Source organism: Pseudomonas sp. AC083 (assembly GCF_979253165.1).
The window spans coordinates 148,901-164,415 of the sequence record NZ_CEEDDH010000004.1 but is presented as its reverse complement, the minus strand read 5'-3'; the positions used below and the strand labels follow the sequence as shown (position 1 = coordinate 164,415).

The following is a 15,515-nucleotide window of genomic DNA, read 5'->3' as shown; positions in this document are numbered from 1 at the left end:
GAGCAGAGCAAGTTAAAAGGCGCGACGGTGACCCGTGCGGTAGATAAAGCTGCCAGGCAAAAAAAAGACCCGCCGAGGCGGGTCTTGAGCAAACGAGGCGGTTTCAGGTCCCGGACTTGATTTTCGTCCAGGCCCGCGTGCGTGCGCGTTCGGCATCCCGAGGCAGCGGCTGCAAGGTGTAGAGCGTGCTCATTGCCGCGTCGGTCGGGTACAGGTTCGGGTTGTTGCGAATGGCTGGATCGACCAGGCCGGTGGCGTCCTTGTTCGGGTTTGGATAACCGACAAAGTCGCTGACCGGGGCAATCACCGCAGGTTGCAGCAGATAGTTGATGAAGGTGTAGGCGTCTTCGGTGTTCTTCGCGCCCTTGGGAATCGCGAGCATGTCGAACCAGATCGGTGCGCCTTCTTTGGGCAAGCGCATATCGACCACCACGCCGTTTTTCGCTTCCTTGGCGCGGTTGGCCGCTTGCGAGAAGCTGCCGGAATAACCGACGGCCACGCAGATGTCGCCGTTGGCAATGTCAGCCATGTACTTGGAGGAATGGAAGTACGTCACGTAAGGGCGGATCTTCATCAGCAGCGCTTCGGCCTTGGCGTAATCCGCTGGCTTCTTGCTGTTGGGGTCGAGGCCGAGGTGTTGCAGAGCCAGCGGCAGAATTTCCGACGGCGAGTCGAGCAGGGCGACGCCGCACTGCTTGAGCTTGCTGATGTTCTCCTCTTTGAAGATCAGATCCCAACTGTCCACGGGCGCGTTGTCGCCCAGCGCCGCCTTGATCCTGGCCGGGTTGAAACCAATCAGGATGGTGCCGTACATGTATGGCACGGCGAACTTGTTCCCCGGGTCGTTGGCCTCGATCAGCTTCATCAGTTTCGGATCAAGGTGATTCCAGTTCGGCAGTTTGCTGCGATCCAGCGGCTGGAACACCCCGGCCTCGATCTGCTTGGCGAGGAACACGTTGGACGGCACCACCACGTCGTAGCCGGAATTGCCGGTGAGCAGCTTGGCCTCGAGTGCTTCGTTGGTGTCGAAGATGTCGTAGATCAGTTTGGTCTGGGTGTTCTGTGCCTTGAAGTCGTCCAGCGCCTTGGGCGTGATGTAGTCGAACCAGTTGTAGACGCGCAGCGTGCGTTCTTCGGCGTGGGCACCAGCGCTCAGCAGGACCGCGCACAGCGCCGAGACGATCAGTCGCTTTTTCATTGTTCAAAACCTTCCAGCACGTTCACTGCGTTGATGCCGATTTCTTCTACCGCGTAGCCACCTTCCATGACGAACAGGGTCGGCTTGCCGAGTGCGGCGATGCGTTTGCCCATAGCCAGATAATCCGGGCTGTCGAGTTTGAACTGCGAGATCGGGTCGTCCTTGAACGTGTCGACGCCGAGGGAGACGACGATGATGTCCGCGCCATAGCGATCGATCTCGTCGCAGGCCTGATCCAGCGCCGCGCTCCAGACATCCCAGCCGGAACCGGCCGGCAGCGGATAGTTGAAATTGAAGCCTTCACCGGCACCTTCGCCGCGCTCGTCGTCGTAGCCGAGGAAGAACGGAAACTCCGCTTCCGGGTGGCCGTGGATCGAAGTGAACAGGACGTCGCTGCGTTCGTAGAAAATCGACTGAGTGCCGTTGCCATGGTGGTAGTCGACGTCAAGAATCGCGACTTTCTTGTGGCCCTGATCGAGAAAGGCCTGAGCGGCGATGGCGGCGTTGTTGAGGTAGCAATAACCGCCCATCAAGTCGCTGGCGGCGTGATGTCCCGGCGGACGGCACAGGGCGAAGGCCGCGCGTGCGCCACGCTGGATTTCTGCTTGTGCGGTCAGGGCCACTTGCGCCGCGCTGTAGGCCGCTTGCCAGGTGCCGGCGGTAATCGGCGCGCCGCCGTCGAAGCTGTAATAACCGAGCTGGCCATGCAGGCTGGTCGGTTTGATCGCACGCAGCGTGCGCGCCGGCCAGGTGTAGGGCAGCAAGTCGCCGTCGGTGTTGAACTCGGTCCAGCGCTGCCACGCACCTTTGAAAAATTCCAGATAGTCACGGCTGTGAATGCGCGCGATCGGCTCCAGGCCGAAATCCTTCGGCGCTTCGACCGCACCGAGGTTTTGCTTGTGCACGCGTTGCAGCACATGGTCGGCACGCGACGGCATCTCGAAGCACGGCTTGAGCTGGCCATCGATAAGTTCGCAGCGGCCATGGTGCAAGTGGTGATCGTCTGAGTAGATCGTCAGCATTTGTTGTTCTCCGCAAGGCTGATTCGGTGGCCTTCAGTGTTGCGGCGCAACTTGAATCGGAGAACGTCGGGAGCGGCCAAAAGGGGATCGATATGGCCAAAACCTCTGACCGCAATTCGCCCCTTGTTCATGCAGGCTCATGCCTGGAGCAGCCATCAATGCGGTCGGAACTGACTCGGCGCCACGCCGCTCCAGCGCACAAACGCATGGCGAAAACTCGCGGTCTCGCTGAAACCCAAAGTTTCGGCGATGCGGTAGATCGGCAACTGGTCCTCACACAACATCTGCTTGGCCCGTTCGAAGCGCAGTTCATCGAGCAGCTCCTGATAGCTGCTGCCCATGTCTTTCAAATGCCGGCGGAGGGTGCGCGGTGAGCACTTCATCTGCTGCGCCAGCCCCTCCAGCCCCGGCGCGGCATTCAATTGCGCGCTGAGCAACTGCCGAATCCGCCCCAGCCAGGCCTGGCGTCCGGTGAACTCCAGATTCTGCTTGCGGCAGCGCTCTGCCATGGCCTGATGGGTGATCGCGTCGGCCAGCGGCAGCGGCTGATCGAGCCAATGGCGGTCGAAGGCGAAGGCGTTGTCCTTGGCCGAAAAGTGCAGCGGCGAGTCGAAGGGTTCGGCGTAGCTGTCGCGATAGTCCGGCGCTGCATGTTCGAAGCGCGTGGCGCGCAGCGGCAGCGGATGGCCGAGCAAGTCGTCGCAGATGACTTTCAGTGACACCAGACAGAATTCGGCGTTGAACACCGCCATCGCCGGGCTTTCACGGTAATCAGCAGCGACGAACCAGACCTGCTCGCCATCGTCTTCCAGGCTCAGTTCGAACAACGTGCCCAACAGCGCCGGATAACGGATCGCCAGACGCAAAGCGTCACCGAAGGTGGCACAGGTCAGCAGGGCGTAACCGAGCATGCCGTAACAGGACACGTGCATGCGCCGGCCCAATTCGAGACCGATGTCACGCTTGAGCGCGACTGCGTTGGTGCAGACCTGCATCTCTTGATGGGTGGTGATGCGCGTATCGGCACGCTGCAGATCCGCCGCCACGATGCCGCTGCCAGCCAGCAGCGCCTCGCTCGACAGACCTTCGGCCTTGAACGTGTTGAGGATCAGCGAGACCGCGTTGAGGGTGGTGAGGTGGGAGTGGAGCATGGGATCTTCCAGCCTGGAGGTGGCTGGAACGCAGCAATTTATATGCCGTACAAAAATCCCTGGTGGGAGCGAGCCTGCTCGCGAAAGCGGTGTGTCAGCCACACGGATGCCGAATGTGTCATGGCTTTCGCGAGCAGGCTCGCTCCCACAGGGGGATTTGCGTTGTGACAGATCAGCTCAGTTCGCCGCAGAGATCCAGCTCAATCAGTCGGCGCACTTCAGCCGTTTCCAGCCCGGCCCCCAGCAACCCATGCAACTTGCCAAACGCTGCTTCCCGGGTCATACCGCCACCGGACAACACGCCAACACCGCGCAAGCGGCTGCCGGCCTCGTAGACATCCAGCTCGACCCCACCTTCATGGCATTGCGTCACTGCAACCACCACCACGCCGTTATCCCGTACGCGGGCAAGGCTGGCGAGGAACTCGGGGTTATCGCTCGGCCCGGTCCCGCTGCCGTAGCATTCCAGCACCAGACCTTGAATGCCGCTGTCGAGCAGACCGTCGAGAACCTCGGCACTGATCCCGGGAAACAGCGGCAACACCGCCACTTTCGCCAGTTGCTTCGGCTGGTTGTAGTTCAGCGCGACTGGGATCGACGGCGCCTTCACACCACCGCCCTGACGCTCCAGGCGTTTGAACGGATGGCGGCCGAAGCTGCGCACTTTCGCGCAGCGCGTCGGCGCCAGCAGTTCGCCGTGGAAGTACAGGTGCACGCCCGGCGCCAGGCCCTGGCCGAGGGCGACCAGCGCGCCGCCGAGGTTTTCCCAGGCATCGCTGTCAGTCACACCCGCCGGCAGCATCGAGCCGGTGAAACACACGCGGGCATGCAGGCCGAGCAACTGAAAACTCATGGCCGCCGCGCTGTACGCCAGCGTGTCGGTGCCGTGCAGGATCAGCACGCTGTCGCAGCCTTGCACGTCCACGGCATCGACCACCGCTTCGCGCAGTTGCTGCCAGTAGGCCGGGGTCATGTTGGCGCTGTCGATCAGCGGCGACATTTCCCGAAACTGCCACTGCGGCACTACCAGCTCAGGCTGGCTGTGCAGGTAGTCGCGCATCCGCGCTTCGAAACCGGACGCCGGGGCCAGACCATTGGCGCTGGCCTGCATGCCGATGGTGCCACCGGTGTAGAGCACCATGACGTGTTGAGCGGCGGGGTAGGTCGACGAGCTCATAGGATTCTCCGAAACGATGAGGGCCTTGCAGGAGCGAGCAGGCTCAATCCTGCAGGTTATTGCATCACAATAACTGACGGGCGCGGGGGATGCGCCCGTCATTCACCTGTCAGCGTTGCGCTGCAGGTACGCCTTGCGGCGCAGTTTCAGTCTGGCCCGCCGCTGCTGGCGGATTGACCGGCCAGGCGTTGCGATCCAGATCCAGGTCGGCGAATTTGCTCGAGTCGAACACTGGCTGTTTGACGCCGGCGCGACGCTGCTCGTCGTAGTCGCGCATTACCCGCAGGCCGACCTTGAACAGCATGGCCAGGGCCACCAGGTTGACGAAGGCCAGGCAGGTCATGGTGATGTCGGCGAAGGCGAATACCGTCGTCAGGTCCTGCATCGAACCCCACACCACCAGCGCCAGCACCAGGCCGCGGAACAGCATCAGCAGGGCGCGGTTGCGGCTGAGGAACTGCAAGCTGTTCTCGCCCAGGTAGTAGTTGTAGAGGATGCAGGTGAAGACGAACAGCGACAGCGCGACGCTGACGAACATGCGACCCCAGTCACCGACCACGGCGGCCAGCGAGTTCTGGGTCAGGACGATGCCGTCACCTTCGAAGCCCGGGGTGTAGAAGCCCGACAGCAGAATCAGCAGCGCGGTGCAGGTGCAGATCACGAAGGTGTCGAGGAACACGCTGAAAGCCTGAACCACGCCCTGCGCGCCCGGGTGTTTCACCGCAGCCACAGCGGCGACGTTCGGCGCACTGCCCAGGCCCGCTTCGTTGGCGAACACGCCACGCTTCACGCCCATGACAATGGCGCTGCCGAGCAGACCGGCAAAGGCCGGGTCGAGGCCGAAGGCGCTCTTGAAGATGGTTTCCAGCATGGCCGGTACGTGTTCGATCTGGGTGCCGATCACGTACAGGGTCACGCCGATGTAGGCCAGGGTCTTGATCGGTACCAGCAGGTCGGAGACCGAAGCGATGCGCTTGATCCCGCCGATAAAGGTGATGGCCAGCAGCACCGCGAGGACGATCCCGGTGTGTTGTGGGTTGAAGTCAAAGGCGTTCTGCAGCGAGTGGGTCACGGTGTAGGACTGCAGGCCGATGAAGGCGAAGCCGTAGGTGACCAGCAGCAGAACGGAGAAGACTATCGCCATGCCCTTGAGCTTGAGCCCGTGCTGGATGTAATACGCCGGGCCACCACGGTACAGGCCGTCGCCATCGGCGCGCTTGTAGACCTGGGCCAGGGTGCACTCGAAGAAGCTGCTGGACATACCGACCAGTGCGGTCACCCACATCCAGAACACCGCACCAGGACCACCGAGGGTCACGGCGATGCCGACACCGGCAATGTTGCCTGCACCGACGCGGCCGGCGAGGCTGAGCATCAAGGCCTGAAACGAGCTGAGCTGCCCGGCGCTGCCTTTGAGGCTGTCGCGGAAAACCGCGAACATGTGGAAGAAATGACGCAGTTGAACGAAACGCGAGCGAATCGTGAAGTAGCTACCGAGCCCGACAATGAGCACGATCAGTACTTTCCCTGAGAGGAAGTCGTTGATGACTTCGAGCATGGATTTATCCTCGCTGTTTTTTGTGGGTGCAAATGCTGGAGCGGAGAAACATCGTGTTACACCGGTCTGCGCGCGGCACGACGGGTGAGGCGAAGGTTTCGTCCCGGATCCATATCGCGGGTTTTGTTATTAGTTCGGGTTTCGCATGGGTTATGGCCTCGTTACCGACGACCGCTCACGCGAAGAGGGGCGGCACTATACCGATCAGTGGCGCGCCCGTCTGCACGGTAGTGGTGCAAGCGACGAAACGAAGCTTTGAAACACTTGGCGTTTGTGGCGAGGGGATTTATCCCCGTTCGGCTGCGAAGCAGTCGTAAACCATTGCACGCGGTGTTTCTGGTACATCTTTATTGTTGGTATCGGGGCCGCTTCGCAGCCCAACGGGGATAAATCCCCTCGCCACAAGGGCTCACCTCCATATTGTTCAGTCCCCCTACGTTCGGGTCTCAGGATCAAACAGTTAAAAAAAAGGGCCCGGGGACAAAATCCCCAAGCCCTCAAAAGGTGAGAGGTGTCTAGTCCCTCGACCTGGTGAGCGGTGCTACAAGTTCGCGTCGGCTCAGGCTTTGAGCGGAACCAGACGCGGGGCAATCATGTTTTCCGGGCGCAGGATGTCGGCGAGCATGGCTTCGTCGAGCAGACCTTCTTCGCGCACCAGTTCCAGCACGCCGCGGCCGCTTTCAAGGGCGATACGGGCGATGCGGGTGGCGTTTTTGTAGCCGATGTACGGGTTCAGTGCGGTGACCAGACCGATCGAATGCTCGACCAGTTCGCGGCAGCGCGCTTCGTTGGCGGTGATGCCGACGATGCAGTGCTCGCGCAGCATGTCCATGGCACGTTGCAGCAGGCGGATCGAATCGAGGATCTTGAAAGCGATCAGCGGCTCCATCACGTTCAGTTGCAGCTGGCCGCCTTCGGCTGCCATGGTCAGCGCCAAGTCGTTACCGATGACCTGGAACGCGACCTGGTTCACGGCTTCCGGGATCACCGGGTTGACCTTGCCGGGCATGATCGAGCTGCCTGGCTGACGCGCCGGCAGGTTGATTTCATTGATGCCGGTGCGTGGGCCGCTGGACAGCAGACGCAGGTCGTTGCAGATCTTCGACAGCTTGACCGCGGTGCGCTTGAGCATGCCGGAGAACAGCACGAAGGCGCCCATGTCGGAGGTCGCTTCGATCAGGTCGGCGGCCGGTACCAGCGGTTGGCCGCTGATCAAAGCCAGACGTTGAACAGCCAGTGCCTGATAGCGCGGGTCGGCGTTGATGCCGGTGCCGATCGCGGTGCCGCCGAGGTTGACTTCGGTCAGCAGTTCCGGGGCCAGCGTCTTCAGTCGCGCGAGGTCTTCGCCCATGGTGGTGGCGAACGCGCGGAATTCCTGGCCGAGGGTCATCGGCACGGCGTCTTGCAGCTGGGTACGGCCCATTTTCAGGACGTGGTCGAACTCTTTGCCCTTGGCCGCGAAGGCCTGGATCAGGCTGTCGAGGCTGGCCAGCAGCGCGTCGTGGCCGAGCAGCAGACCCAGACGGATCGCCGTCGGATAGGCGTCGTTGGTCGACTGCGCCATGTTCACGTCGTCGTTCGGGTGCAGGTACTGGTATTCGCCTTTCTCGTGGCCCATCGCTTCCAGAGCAATGTTGGCGATCACTTCGTTGGCGTTCATGTTGGTAGAGGTGCCGGCGCCACCTTGAATCATGTCGACCACGAACTCTTCGTGGTAATCGCCGCGGATCAATCGCGCACAGGCTTCGCTGATGGCAGCGTGCTTGGCTTCGCTCAGGTGACCCAGCTCGCGGTTGGCGTCAGCGGCGGCCTGTTTGACCATCGCCAGGCCCACAACCAGTTTCGGGTAATGCGAAATCGGAACGCCCGAGAGGCGGAAGTTGTTCACCGCTCGCAGGGTCTGGATGCCGTAATACGCATGGGCCGGTACTTCGAGGGCGCCAAGCAGGTCGGTTTCTGTGCGGAAAGATGCAGCGGAGGACATGATAGAAATCATCTCGATAAGGACCCGGTCTGTGCCGGAACGCTGCGAATGCTAGGCTTGTGGGGATTTTTGGGCCAATGCTGTTCAGCACTGCCCTATGCACATTCGGCATAATGCCCATGTGACGCCGCCTGTGCGGCAGACGTGTGACCTGTTTTGGTGCGTGTCCGGGAGGACGTGATGAATCTGGAAAGCAAATGGCTCGAGGACTTCAGTGCCCTGGCCGCCACCCGCAGCTTCTCGCAGGCGGCCGAACGGCGCTTCGTGACCCAGCCGGCATTCAGTCGGCGGATCCGCAGCCTCGAAGCGGCGCTGGGGCTGACCCTGGTCAATCGCTCGCGCACGCCGGTCGAACTGACGGCGGCGGGGCAGTTGTTCCTGGTGACCGCGCGCACCGTGGTCGAACAACTTGGTGAAGTGCTGCGCCATCTGCATCATCTGGAAGGCGGGCAGGGCGAGGTGATGCAGGTGGCGGCGGCACACTCGCTGGCGCTGGGCTTTTTTCCGCGCTGGATCGCCCAGTTGCGTAACGAAGGGCTGAACATCGCCACACGGCTGGTGGCGACCAACGTTGGCGACGCCGTGCACGCTTTGCGAGAAGGTGGCTGCGATCTGATGCTGGCGTTCTACGATCCGGATTCGGCGATGCGGATGGACCCGGAAATCTTCCCGTCGCTGCATTTAGGCCAGACCGAGATGCTGCCGGTGTGCGCGGCAGATCTGGATGGCAAACCGCTGTTCGATCTGGAAGGCGAGGCGAGTGTGCCGTTGCTGGCGTACAGCGCCGGGGCGTTTCTCGGCCGTTCGGTGAATGGATTGTTGCGCCAGCGCCAGTTGCGCTTCACCACGATCTACGAAACCGCCATGGCCGACAGCCTGAAAAGCATGGCGCTGGAAGGCCTCGGCATCGCCTGGGTGCCGCAACTGAGCGTACGCGCAGAGCTGGCCCGCGGTGAACTGGTGGTGTGCGGCGGCCCGCAATGGCATGTGCCGCTGGAGATCCGCCTGTACCGCTGCGCCCTGGTACGCAAGGCCAACGTGCGGTTGCTGTGGCGCAAGCTTGAGGGCGGCGCTGCGCAAGCCTCCTGAAAAGATCGCAGCCTTCGGCAGCTCCTACATTGGAATGCATATCCCTGTAGGAGCTGCCGAAGGCTGCGATCTTTTGATCTTTTTGGCTGACCTTCAGGTCAATAAAACCGGGCTTTTGCGGCAGATGACAGATGGTCGTTTCGGGGGCTGTTTATTGCTTTCTTTGCGGTATACTGCGCGGCCTTCGGCCGGCACGTCCGGCCATTTTTCGTACAATCAAGCCACGCAACCTGCGTGGCTTGTTGTTTTATGACGCGCCTGCGGGCGCTCCAGAGAGAAGAGGCGCGACGATGAGTGCACTGGTTGGCGTGATCATGGGCTCCAAGTCCGATTGGTCCACCCTTAGCCACACCGCCGATATGCTGGAAAAGCTCGGCATCCCGTACGAGGTCAAGGTGGTCTCTGCCCACCGCACCCCGGATCTGCTGTTCCAGTACGCCGAAGAGGCTGAAAGCCGCGGCATCGAGGTGATCATCGCCGGTGCCGGTGGCGCAGCCCACCTGCCAGGCATGTGTGCGGCCAAGACCCACCTGCCGGTGCTGGGCGTGCCGGTGCAGTCGGCCATGCTCTCGGGCGTCGATTCGCTGCTGTCGATCGTGCAGATGCCGGCGGGCATTCCGGTTGCCACCCTGGCCATCGGCAAGGCTGGCGCGATCAACGCCGCCCTGCTCTCGGCGAGCATCCTCGGCGCCAAGCACCCGCAATTTCACGCGGTACTGAAAACCTTCCGTGCCGAGCAGACAGACAGCGTCCTGGACAATCCAGACCCACGTATTGCCTGAGGTTGTTGAAATGAAGATCGGTGTAATCGGTGGCGGCCAGTTGGGTCGCATGTTGGCCCTGGCGGGCACTCCGCTGGGGATGAACTTCGCTTTTCTCGACCCTGCGCCGGACGCCTGTGCGGCCGCGCTGGGCGAACACCTGCGGGCCGATTACGGCGATCAGGATCATCTGCGCCAACTGGCCGATGAAGTCGATCTGGTGACCTTCGAATTCGAAAGCGTCCCAGCCGAAACCGTGGCGTTTCTTTCGCAATTCGTGCCGGTGTACCCGAGCGCCGAAGCCCTGCGCATCGCTCGTGATCGCTGGTTCGAAAAGAGCATGTTCAAGGACCTCGGCATTCCGACCCCGGCCTTCGCCGACATCCAGTCACAAGCCGACCTGGACGCCGCCGTCGCTTTGATCGGTCTGCCGGCCGTGCTGAAAACCCGCACCCTGGGTTACGACGGCAAGGGCCAGAAAGTCCTGCGCAAGCCGGAAGATGTTGCCGGTACTTTCGCCGAACTGGGCAGCGTTGCCTGCCTGCTGGAAGGCTTCGTGCCGTTCACCGGCGAAGTGTCGCTGATCGCCGTGCGTGCCCGCGATGGTGAAACGAAGTTCTATCCACTGGTGCACAACACCCACGACAGCGGCATCCTCAAGCTGTCGGTGGCCAGCACCGATCACCCGTTGCAGGAGCTGGCGGAAGATTATTCCAGCCGTGTGCTCAAACATCTCGACTACGTCGGCGTGATGGCTTTCGAGTTCTTCGAAGTCGACGGTGGCCTGAAAGCCAACGAAATCGCCCCGCGCGTGCACAACTCCGGGCACTGGACCACCGAAGGTGCCGAGTGCAGCCAGTTCGAAAACCACCTGCGTGCCGTGGCCGGCCTGCCGCTGGGTTCGACCGCCAAGGTCGGCGAGAGCGCGATGCTCAACTTCATCGGCGTAGTGCCGCCGGTGGAAAAAGTCATCGCCATCGAAGACTGCCATCTGCATCACTACGGCAAAGCTTTCAAGGCCGGGCGCAAGGTCGGCCATGCCAACCTGCGCTGCGCCGACATGGCCACGCTGCAAGCGCAGATCATCAAGGTCCAAGCGCTGATCGCCGAGTAAACCAGTTTCATGTGGCAGCGGCGGAACCATTCAGGGGCCGCCGTTCTCTCATGGCAGGATGCCAAAGTCTGTCTAGGCTTTGGCATATCTACCAAATCAGAGGGAAATGCCATGGGAATTATCGGAACCATCTTTATCGGCTTGATCGTCGGCCTGCTGGCTCGGTTCCTGAAACCGGGCGATGACAGCATGGGCTGGATCATGACCATCCTGCTCGGTATCGGCGGTTCGCTGGCAGCCACCTACGGCGGCCAGGCTCTGGGCATCTATCAGGCGGGCGAGGGCGCGGGTTTCCTCGGCGCACTGGTCGGCGCTGTCGTGTTGCTGGTGATCTACGGTCTGATCAAAAAGAACTGATCGAAAGCGACCAAGCCCTCTCGGCCAGCGCGGCCGGGAGGGCTAGAATGCACGGCGACTCACCGTCCATTCCTTTGCCTGCCGAGCACCTTCATGCGCCGTCTTCTGTTGACTCTCCTCTTACTGGGCAGCTATCTCGCCCACGCCGGCGAACTGCCGGAAACCGACTGGCTGGAACTGATGCCCAAGTCGGATCAAAAGGCCCTCGAGGCCATGCCGGAAATCGACCACAACTCCCCCGAAGCCACCGGCACCTTCACCGAGAAAGGCGGGATGAAGCAGGCCAAAGGTCTGCCGGCGGTGATGTATTCGACGAAAACCGTGGCGTCGATGAACGACAAGCACATCCGCATCGGTGGTTACCCGGTGCCGCTGGAGTCCGATGCCAAGGGCCGCAGCACGTTGTTCTTCCTCGTGCCGTATCCGGGCGCCTGCATCCACGTACCGCCACCGCCGCCCAATCAACTGGTGCTGGTGCGATATCCGAAGGGTTTGAAGCTGGACGATATCTACACACCGCTGTGGGTGACCGGCACGCTGAAGATCGAGAAGGTCAGCAATGACCTCGCTGATGCAGCGTATGCGCTGGAGGCGGAAAAGGTGCGGGTGGTGCAGGAGGCTGACCTCTAAAGCGCGCCGCACATAAATTTAGGAGCGAGCCTTTTTGGTGAGGGGATTTATCTGTGGCGAGGGGATTTATCTGTGGCGAGGGGATTTATCCCCGCTGGACTGCGCAGCAGGCCCCAGCTTTTGATTTAAAAAAAGCGGGGGCCTGCTGCGCGACCCAGCGGGGATAAATCCCCTCACCACAGGGCTCTTTGCCCTTTTGTATGGTGCTAGAGCTTAGAGCGGCGTAGCAGCTACGCTGACACCCATCGTATGGCTCGCCCCCGACGCCAGGGTCACCAGATCATCCATCACATTCGCCGTTTCGATGCACAGCATGCGCTGCCAGCCATCGTTGTCCATGTCCGGCAGGGCGGCGGCGCGGTCGATCCACGGGTTCCAGATCACCGCCGTGCGCGAGCCGGTAGAGGTCAGCCCGATGCGTCGTTCCCAGGTTGGATCAACGATGGTCAATTGCGGCGGAACGTCGAGGTAGATGCGGTCGGTCTCGCCGGCGAAATGCAGATCGCCGCTCTGGCTGGCCGTGTTCCAGTCATCCAGGGTCTCGATGTAGTTGAGCCCGGCCACGCCGTCGACATGCACATTGCGCACGTCACTCACGGCGAAATAGGTGTGCAGCGCCTGACTCAGCGTGACGCTGTCAGTACCACGGTTATGGCTGGTCAGGCTGTAATGCAGTTGATCCGCCAGATGCAGGGTCAGGGTCAGATCGACTTCGTGGGGCCAGCCCGGCAGGCCACCTTCCGGATAGGGCAGCTTGAACTCGACCTTGATGCCGTCAGCCTCTGATTCGATGTTGCCCAACTGCCAATCCATCGCCCGCACCAGACCGTGCGCGGGAGCCGGTTGCGCGCCGGTGTACATGGCCTGCACGCTGCTCGGATTGCGTTCGAATTTGCCAAACCACGGCCAGCACACCGGCACGCCGGCGCGGATGCTTTTGCCGGTCTTGAACTCGGCCTTGTCGTTGAGCCAGATGATCGGCGGCTGGCCGTCGATCTGATAACTGAGGATGTGCGCGCCTTGCTGGGCCACCAGCACTTCGGCCTTGCCGTGGCGGATGCGCCAGCAGTTCAGTTCATCCTGTTTCACGGCTTCAACGTTGGGCGTGTTCATGGGCAACTCTCGATCAGACACTGGGGACGACTATCGACCGCAAAACGGCCGCGAGGTTTAACGCGCGCGTGGCGGCACCGAACGGGTGCGACCGCTGCCGTCGATGGCGACGAAAACGAAAACCGCTTCGGTGACCTTGCGCCATTCGCTGGACAGTGGGTCATCGCTCCACACTTCGACCATCATCTGGATCGAGCTGCGGCCGATTTCCAGGGTCTGGGTATAAAAGGACAACTGCGCGCCGACCGCGACCGGGACGAGAAACGCCATGCGGTCGATGGCGACAGTGGCAACGCGGCCACCGGCCACCCGGCTGGCCATGGCGGTGCCGGCCAGATCCATCTGCGCGACCAGCCAGCCGCCGAAAATATCGCCAAAGCCGTTGGTTTCGCGCGGGAGTGCGGTGATTTGCAGGGCCAGGTCGCCCTGTGGGATCGGATCTTCTTGTTCGAGCTCTATCATGCCGAGGGGCCTCTGACCCGTGACTCTTCGTGGGTATTGCGGGTGGTAGCCGTCTTCAAGAAAAACGATTCAACACCGAACACACTGCGTTCGTCACGTTTTCCATCAGGCGCCTAAAGGGAAACTCTGCGAAAAAGGCTAAATCCCGAGCAAAGGACGGGCCAACAACGTTTTCGCACAGCAACCTCTTACAAATCCTGCGCAGGTGGCGAGTATATCGGTCGATAGACCCCGCGACGACCACCCGGTTCTGATTTCGACCGTCAATTACGCGCCTCTATGTGCTTTTTCGAACAATTTGCTATGGTGCCGAACCTGTCCGAGCCACCGCCAGCGTTGTTGTGGCGACAGATTCGACTATAAGAGAAGCCCTTGCCATGACCACAGCGCCTTCGAGCCTCGCGCAGCCCGAGCAACCCGCACGACCGTTGACCCGCAATGACTACAAGACTCTGTCGCTGTCCGCCCTCGGCGGGGCGCTGGAGTTCTACGATTTCATCATCTTCGTCTTCTTCGCCACCGTCGTCGGCAAGCTGTTCTTCCCGGCCGACATGCCCGAGTGGCTGCGCTTGATGCAGACGTTCGGCATCTTTGCTGCCGGCTATCTGGCGCGCCCTTTGGGCGGCATCGTCATGGCGCACTTCGGTGACCTGCTGGGGCGCAAGAAGATGTTCACCCTGAGCATTTTCATGATGGCCGTGCCGACGCTGATCATGGGCCTGCTGCCGACCTACGCGCAGATCGGCATCTGGGCGCCGATCCTGTTGCTGCTGATGCGGGTGATCCAGGGCGCGGCGATTGGCGGCGAAGTGCCGGGGGCGTGGGTCTTCGTTTCCGAACACGTACCGCAAAAGCACATCGGTTATGCCTGCGGCACGCTCACCAGCGGCCTGACTGCCGGCATCCTCCTCGGCTCGCTGGTCGCCACGGCGATCAACAGCATTTATACGCCAGCCGAAGTGTCGGATTACGCCTGGCGGATCCCGTTCCTGCTCGGCGGCGTGTTCGGCCTGTTCTCTGTGTACCTGCGCCGCTGGCTGCACGAAACTCCGGTGTTCGCCGAACTGCAACTGCGTAAAGCGCTGGCCGAAGAAGTGCCGTTGCGCGCGGTGCTGCGGGATCATCGCGGCGCCATCGCCATTTCGATGCTGCTGACCTGGCTGCTGTCGGCCGGCGTCGTCGTAGTGATCCTGATGACCCCGACCGTGCTGCAAACGGTCTACCACTTCTCGCCGACCACGGCGCTGCAAGCCAACAGCCTGGCCATCGTGTTCCTCAGCCTCGGCTGCATTGGCGCCGGCGCGCTGGCCGATCGCTTCGGCGCCGGTCGCGTCTTCGTCTTTGGCTGCCTCGGTCTGCTGATCAGCTCCTGGACCTTCTACCACAGCCTCGCCGACCACCCGGACTGGCTGTTCCCGCTGTACGCATTGACCGGTTTGCTGGTCGGTACCATCGGTGCGGTGCCGTACGTGATGGTCAAGGCGTTCCCGCCGGTGGTTCGCTTCAGTGGCTTGTCGTTCTCGTACAACGTCGCGTACGCGATCTTCGGTGGCTTGACGCCGATGGTGGTGAGCCTGCTACTGAAGGAAAGCGCGATGGGACCGGCTTACTATGTAGCGGTGCTGTGCGGGATGGGGATTGTGGTCGGGGCGTGGCTGTGGAAGAAGGGGCGCTAAAGCCCAGGATCTACTCCACCAATACCGGCCACTTCGCGAGCAGGCTCGCTCCCACAGTTGGAATGCATTTCAATTGTGGGAGCGAGCCTGCTCGCGAATGGGGACGCCACAAATCATCCAGCAAAACCCGATGCTGGCCTTTCATCCAATTGTCATATTTCAGCCATAGAGTGTTCACATGGCCTGCTGATACTTGGCCCCGACTTAACACACCCTATCTGCT

Annotated in this window: 14 protein-coding genes; 6 read left to right on the top strand and 8 right to left on the bottom strand. The window is 61.6% G+C overall.

The features are described from left to right. Positions 1 to 103 precede the first annotated feature (103 nt). The 6 genes from AC0IXA_RS09430 to aspA all read right to left on the bottom strand — a co-directional run bounded on the left by AC0IXA_RS09430 (position 104) and on the right by aspA (position 8,090). Positions 104 to 1,198, bottom strand: coding sequence for a polyamine ABC transporter substrate-binding protein (locus AC0IXA_RS09430; protein ID WP_341638202.1), 1,095 nt, complete (start codon positions 1,196 to 1,198; stop codon positions 104 to 106). Further along, positions 1,195 to 2,220 carry a histone deacetylase family protein gene (locus AC0IXA_RS09425; protein ID WP_197889925.1) on the bottom strand — a complete coding sequence of 342 codons (1,026 nt, stop codon included), beginning with the start codon at positions 2,218 to 2,220 and terminating at the stop codon, positions 1,195 to 1,197. Before AC0IXA_RS09425 ends, AC0IXA_RS09430 begins: the two co-directional genes overlap by 4 nt. Positions 2,221 to 2,375: 155 nt before the next feature. After that, the gene (locus AC0IXA_RS09420) at positions 2,376 to 3,371 is read right to left on the bottom strand and encodes an AraC family transcriptional regulator (RefSeq protein WP_122705513.1); all 996 of its coding nucleotides are present in this window, start codon (positions 3,369 to 3,371) and stop codon (positions 2,376 to 2,378) included. 172 nt (positions 3,372 to 3,543) lie between these two features. After that, positions 3,544 to 4,548: an asparaginase gene (locus AC0IXA_RS09415; protein WP_071171384.1), complete on the bottom strand. Its 1,005-nt coding sequence runs from the start codon at positions 4,546 to 4,548 to the stop codon at positions 3,544 to 3,546. 109 nt (positions 4,549 to 4,657) lie between these two features. Next, complete coding sequence (locus AC0IXA_RS09410) at positions 4,658 to 6,106, bottom strand: alanine/glycine:cation symporter family protein (RefSeq protein ID WP_016772471.1); 1,449 nt, start codon at positions 6,104 to 6,106, stop codon at positions 4,658 to 4,660. Between the two features lie 559 nt (positions 6,107 to 6,665). Continuing rightward, complete coding sequence (gene aspA / locus AC0IXA_RS09405; RefSeq protein WP_016772472.1) at positions 6,666 to 8,090, bottom strand: aspartate ammonia-lyase; 1,425 nt, start codon at positions 8,088 to 8,090, stop codon at positions 6,666 to 6,668. Between the two features lie 180 nt (positions 8,091 to 8,270). Between aspA and AC0IXA_RS09400 the strand changes: the two genes are divergently transcribed. The 5 genes from AC0IXA_RS09400 (at position 8,271) to AC0IXA_RS09380 (ending at position 12,041) form a co-directional block, all read left to right on the top strand. Next, positions 8,271 to 9,179: a LysR substrate-binding domain-containing protein gene (locus tag AC0IXA_RS09400; protein WP_341638201.1), complete on the top strand. Its 909-nt coding sequence runs from the start codon at positions 8,271 to 8,273 to the stop codon at positions 9,177 to 9,179. Positions 9,180 to 9,469: 290 nt separating this feature from the next. Continuing rightward, positions 9,470 to 9,961, top strand: coding sequence for a 5-(carboxyamino)imidazole ribonucleotide mutase (gene purE, locus AC0IXA_RS09395; protein WP_007920220.1), 492 nt, complete (start codon positions 9,470 to 9,472; stop codon positions 9,959 to 9,961). A 10-nt stretch (positions 9,962 to 9,971) separates the two neighbouring features. Next, entirely contained in the window at positions 9,972 to 11,054 is a 1,083-nt protein-coding gene (locus AC0IXA_RS09390; RefSeq protein ID WP_341638200.1) for a 5-(carboxyamino)imidazole ribonucleotide synthase, read from the top strand. A gap of 111 nt (positions 11,055 to 11,165) precedes the next feature. After that, entirely contained in the window at positions 11,166 to 11,411 is a 246-nt protein-coding gene (locus AC0IXA_RS09385) for a GlsB/YeaQ/YmgE family stress response membrane protein (protein WP_016772475.1), read from the top strand. A 93-nt stretch (positions 11,412 to 11,504) separates the two neighbouring features. Then, positions 11,505 to 12,041, top strand: coding sequence for a DUF3299 domain-containing protein (locus tag AC0IXA_RS09380; protein WP_016772476.1), 537 nt, complete (start codon positions 11,505 to 11,507; stop codon positions 12,039 to 12,041). A 213-nt stretch (positions 12,042 to 12,254) separates the two neighbouring features. Here AC0IXA_RS09380 and AC0IXA_RS09375 read toward each other — a convergent pair whose 3' ends face one another. Beyond that, positions 12,255 to 13,154 carry a D-hexose-6-phosphate mutarotase gene (locus AC0IXA_RS09375; protein WP_471812744.1) on the bottom strand — a complete coding sequence of 300 codons (900 nt, stop codon included), beginning with the start codon at positions 13,152 to 13,154 and terminating at the stop codon, positions 12,255 to 12,257. 57 nt (positions 13,155 to 13,211) lie between these two features. After that, positions 13,212 to 13,616 (bottom strand): acyl-CoA thioesterase, encoded by a 405-nt coding sequence (locus AC0IXA_RS09370; protein ID WP_003229628.1) that lies wholly within the window; start codon positions 13,614 to 13,616, stop codon positions 13,212 to 13,214. Positions 13,617 to 13,993: 377 nt separating this feature from the next. Between AC0IXA_RS09370 and AC0IXA_RS09365 the strand changes: the two genes are divergently transcribed. Continuing rightward, positions 13,994 to 15,292, top strand: coding sequence for an MFS transporter (locus AC0IXA_RS09365; RefSeq protein ID WP_073470879.1), 1,299 nt, complete (start codon positions 13,994 to 13,996; stop codon positions 15,290 to 15,292). Positions 15,293 to 15,515: the final 223 nt, after the last annotated feature.

Bases quoted from the DNA above. Each gene is read 5' to 3' on its own strand.
- AC0IXA_RS09420 (WP_122705513.1), bottom strand. From the start codon at position 3,371: ATGCTCCACTCCCACCTCACCACCCTCAACGCGGTCTCGCTGATCCTC.
- purE (WP_007920220.1), top strand. From the start codon at position 9,470: ATGAGTGCACTGGTTGGCGTGATCATGGGCTCCAAGTCCGATTGGTCC.
- AC0IXA_RS09415 (WP_071171384.1), bottom strand. From the start codon at position 4,548: ATGAGCTCGTCGACCTACCCCGCCGCTCAACACGTCATGGTGCTCTAC.
- AC0IXA_RS09365 (WP_073470879.1), top strand. From the start codon at position 13,994: ATGACCACAGCGCCTTCGAGCCTCGCGCAGCCCGAGCAACCCGCACGA.
- AC0IXA_RS09370 (WP_003229628.1), bottom strand. From the start codon at position 13,616: ATGATAGAGCTCGAACAAGAAGATCCGATCCCACAGGGCGACCTGGCC.
- AC0IXA_RS09380 (WP_016772476.1), top strand. From the start codon at position 11,505: ATGCGCCGTCTTCTGTTGACTCTCCTCTTACTGGGCAGCTATCTCGCC.
- AC0IXA_RS09425 (WP_197889925.1), bottom strand. From the start codon at position 2,220: ATGCTGACGATCTACTCAGACGATCACCACTTGCACCATGGCCGCTGC.
- aspA (WP_016772472.1), bottom strand. From the start codon at position 8,090: ATGTCCTCCGCTGCATCTTTCCGCACAGAAACCGACCTGCTTGGCGCC.
- AC0IXA_RS09375 (WP_471812744.1), bottom strand. From the start codon at position 13,154: ATGAACACGCCCAACGTTGAAGCCGTGAAACAGGATGAACTGAACTGC.
- AC0IXA_RS09410 (WP_016772471.1), bottom strand. From the start codon at position 6,106: ATGCTCGAAGTCATCAACGACTTCCTCTCAGGGAAAGTACTGATCGTG.
- AC0IXA_RS09390 (WP_341638200.1), top strand. From the start codon at position 9,972: ATGAAGATCGGTGTAATCGGTGGCGGCCAGTTGGGTCGCATGTTGGCC.
- AC0IXA_RS09400 (WP_341638201.1), top strand. From the start codon at position 8,271: ATGAATCTGGAAAGCAAATGGCTCGAGGACTTCAGTGCCCTGGCCGCC.
- AC0IXA_RS09430 (WP_341638202.1), bottom strand. From the start codon at position 1,198: ATGAAAAAGCGACTGATCGTCTCGGCGCTGTGCGCGGTCCTGCTGAGC.
- AC0IXA_RS09385 (WP_016772475.1), top strand. From the start codon at position 11,166: ATGGGAATTATCGGAACCATCTTTATCGGCTTGATCGTCGGCCTGCTG.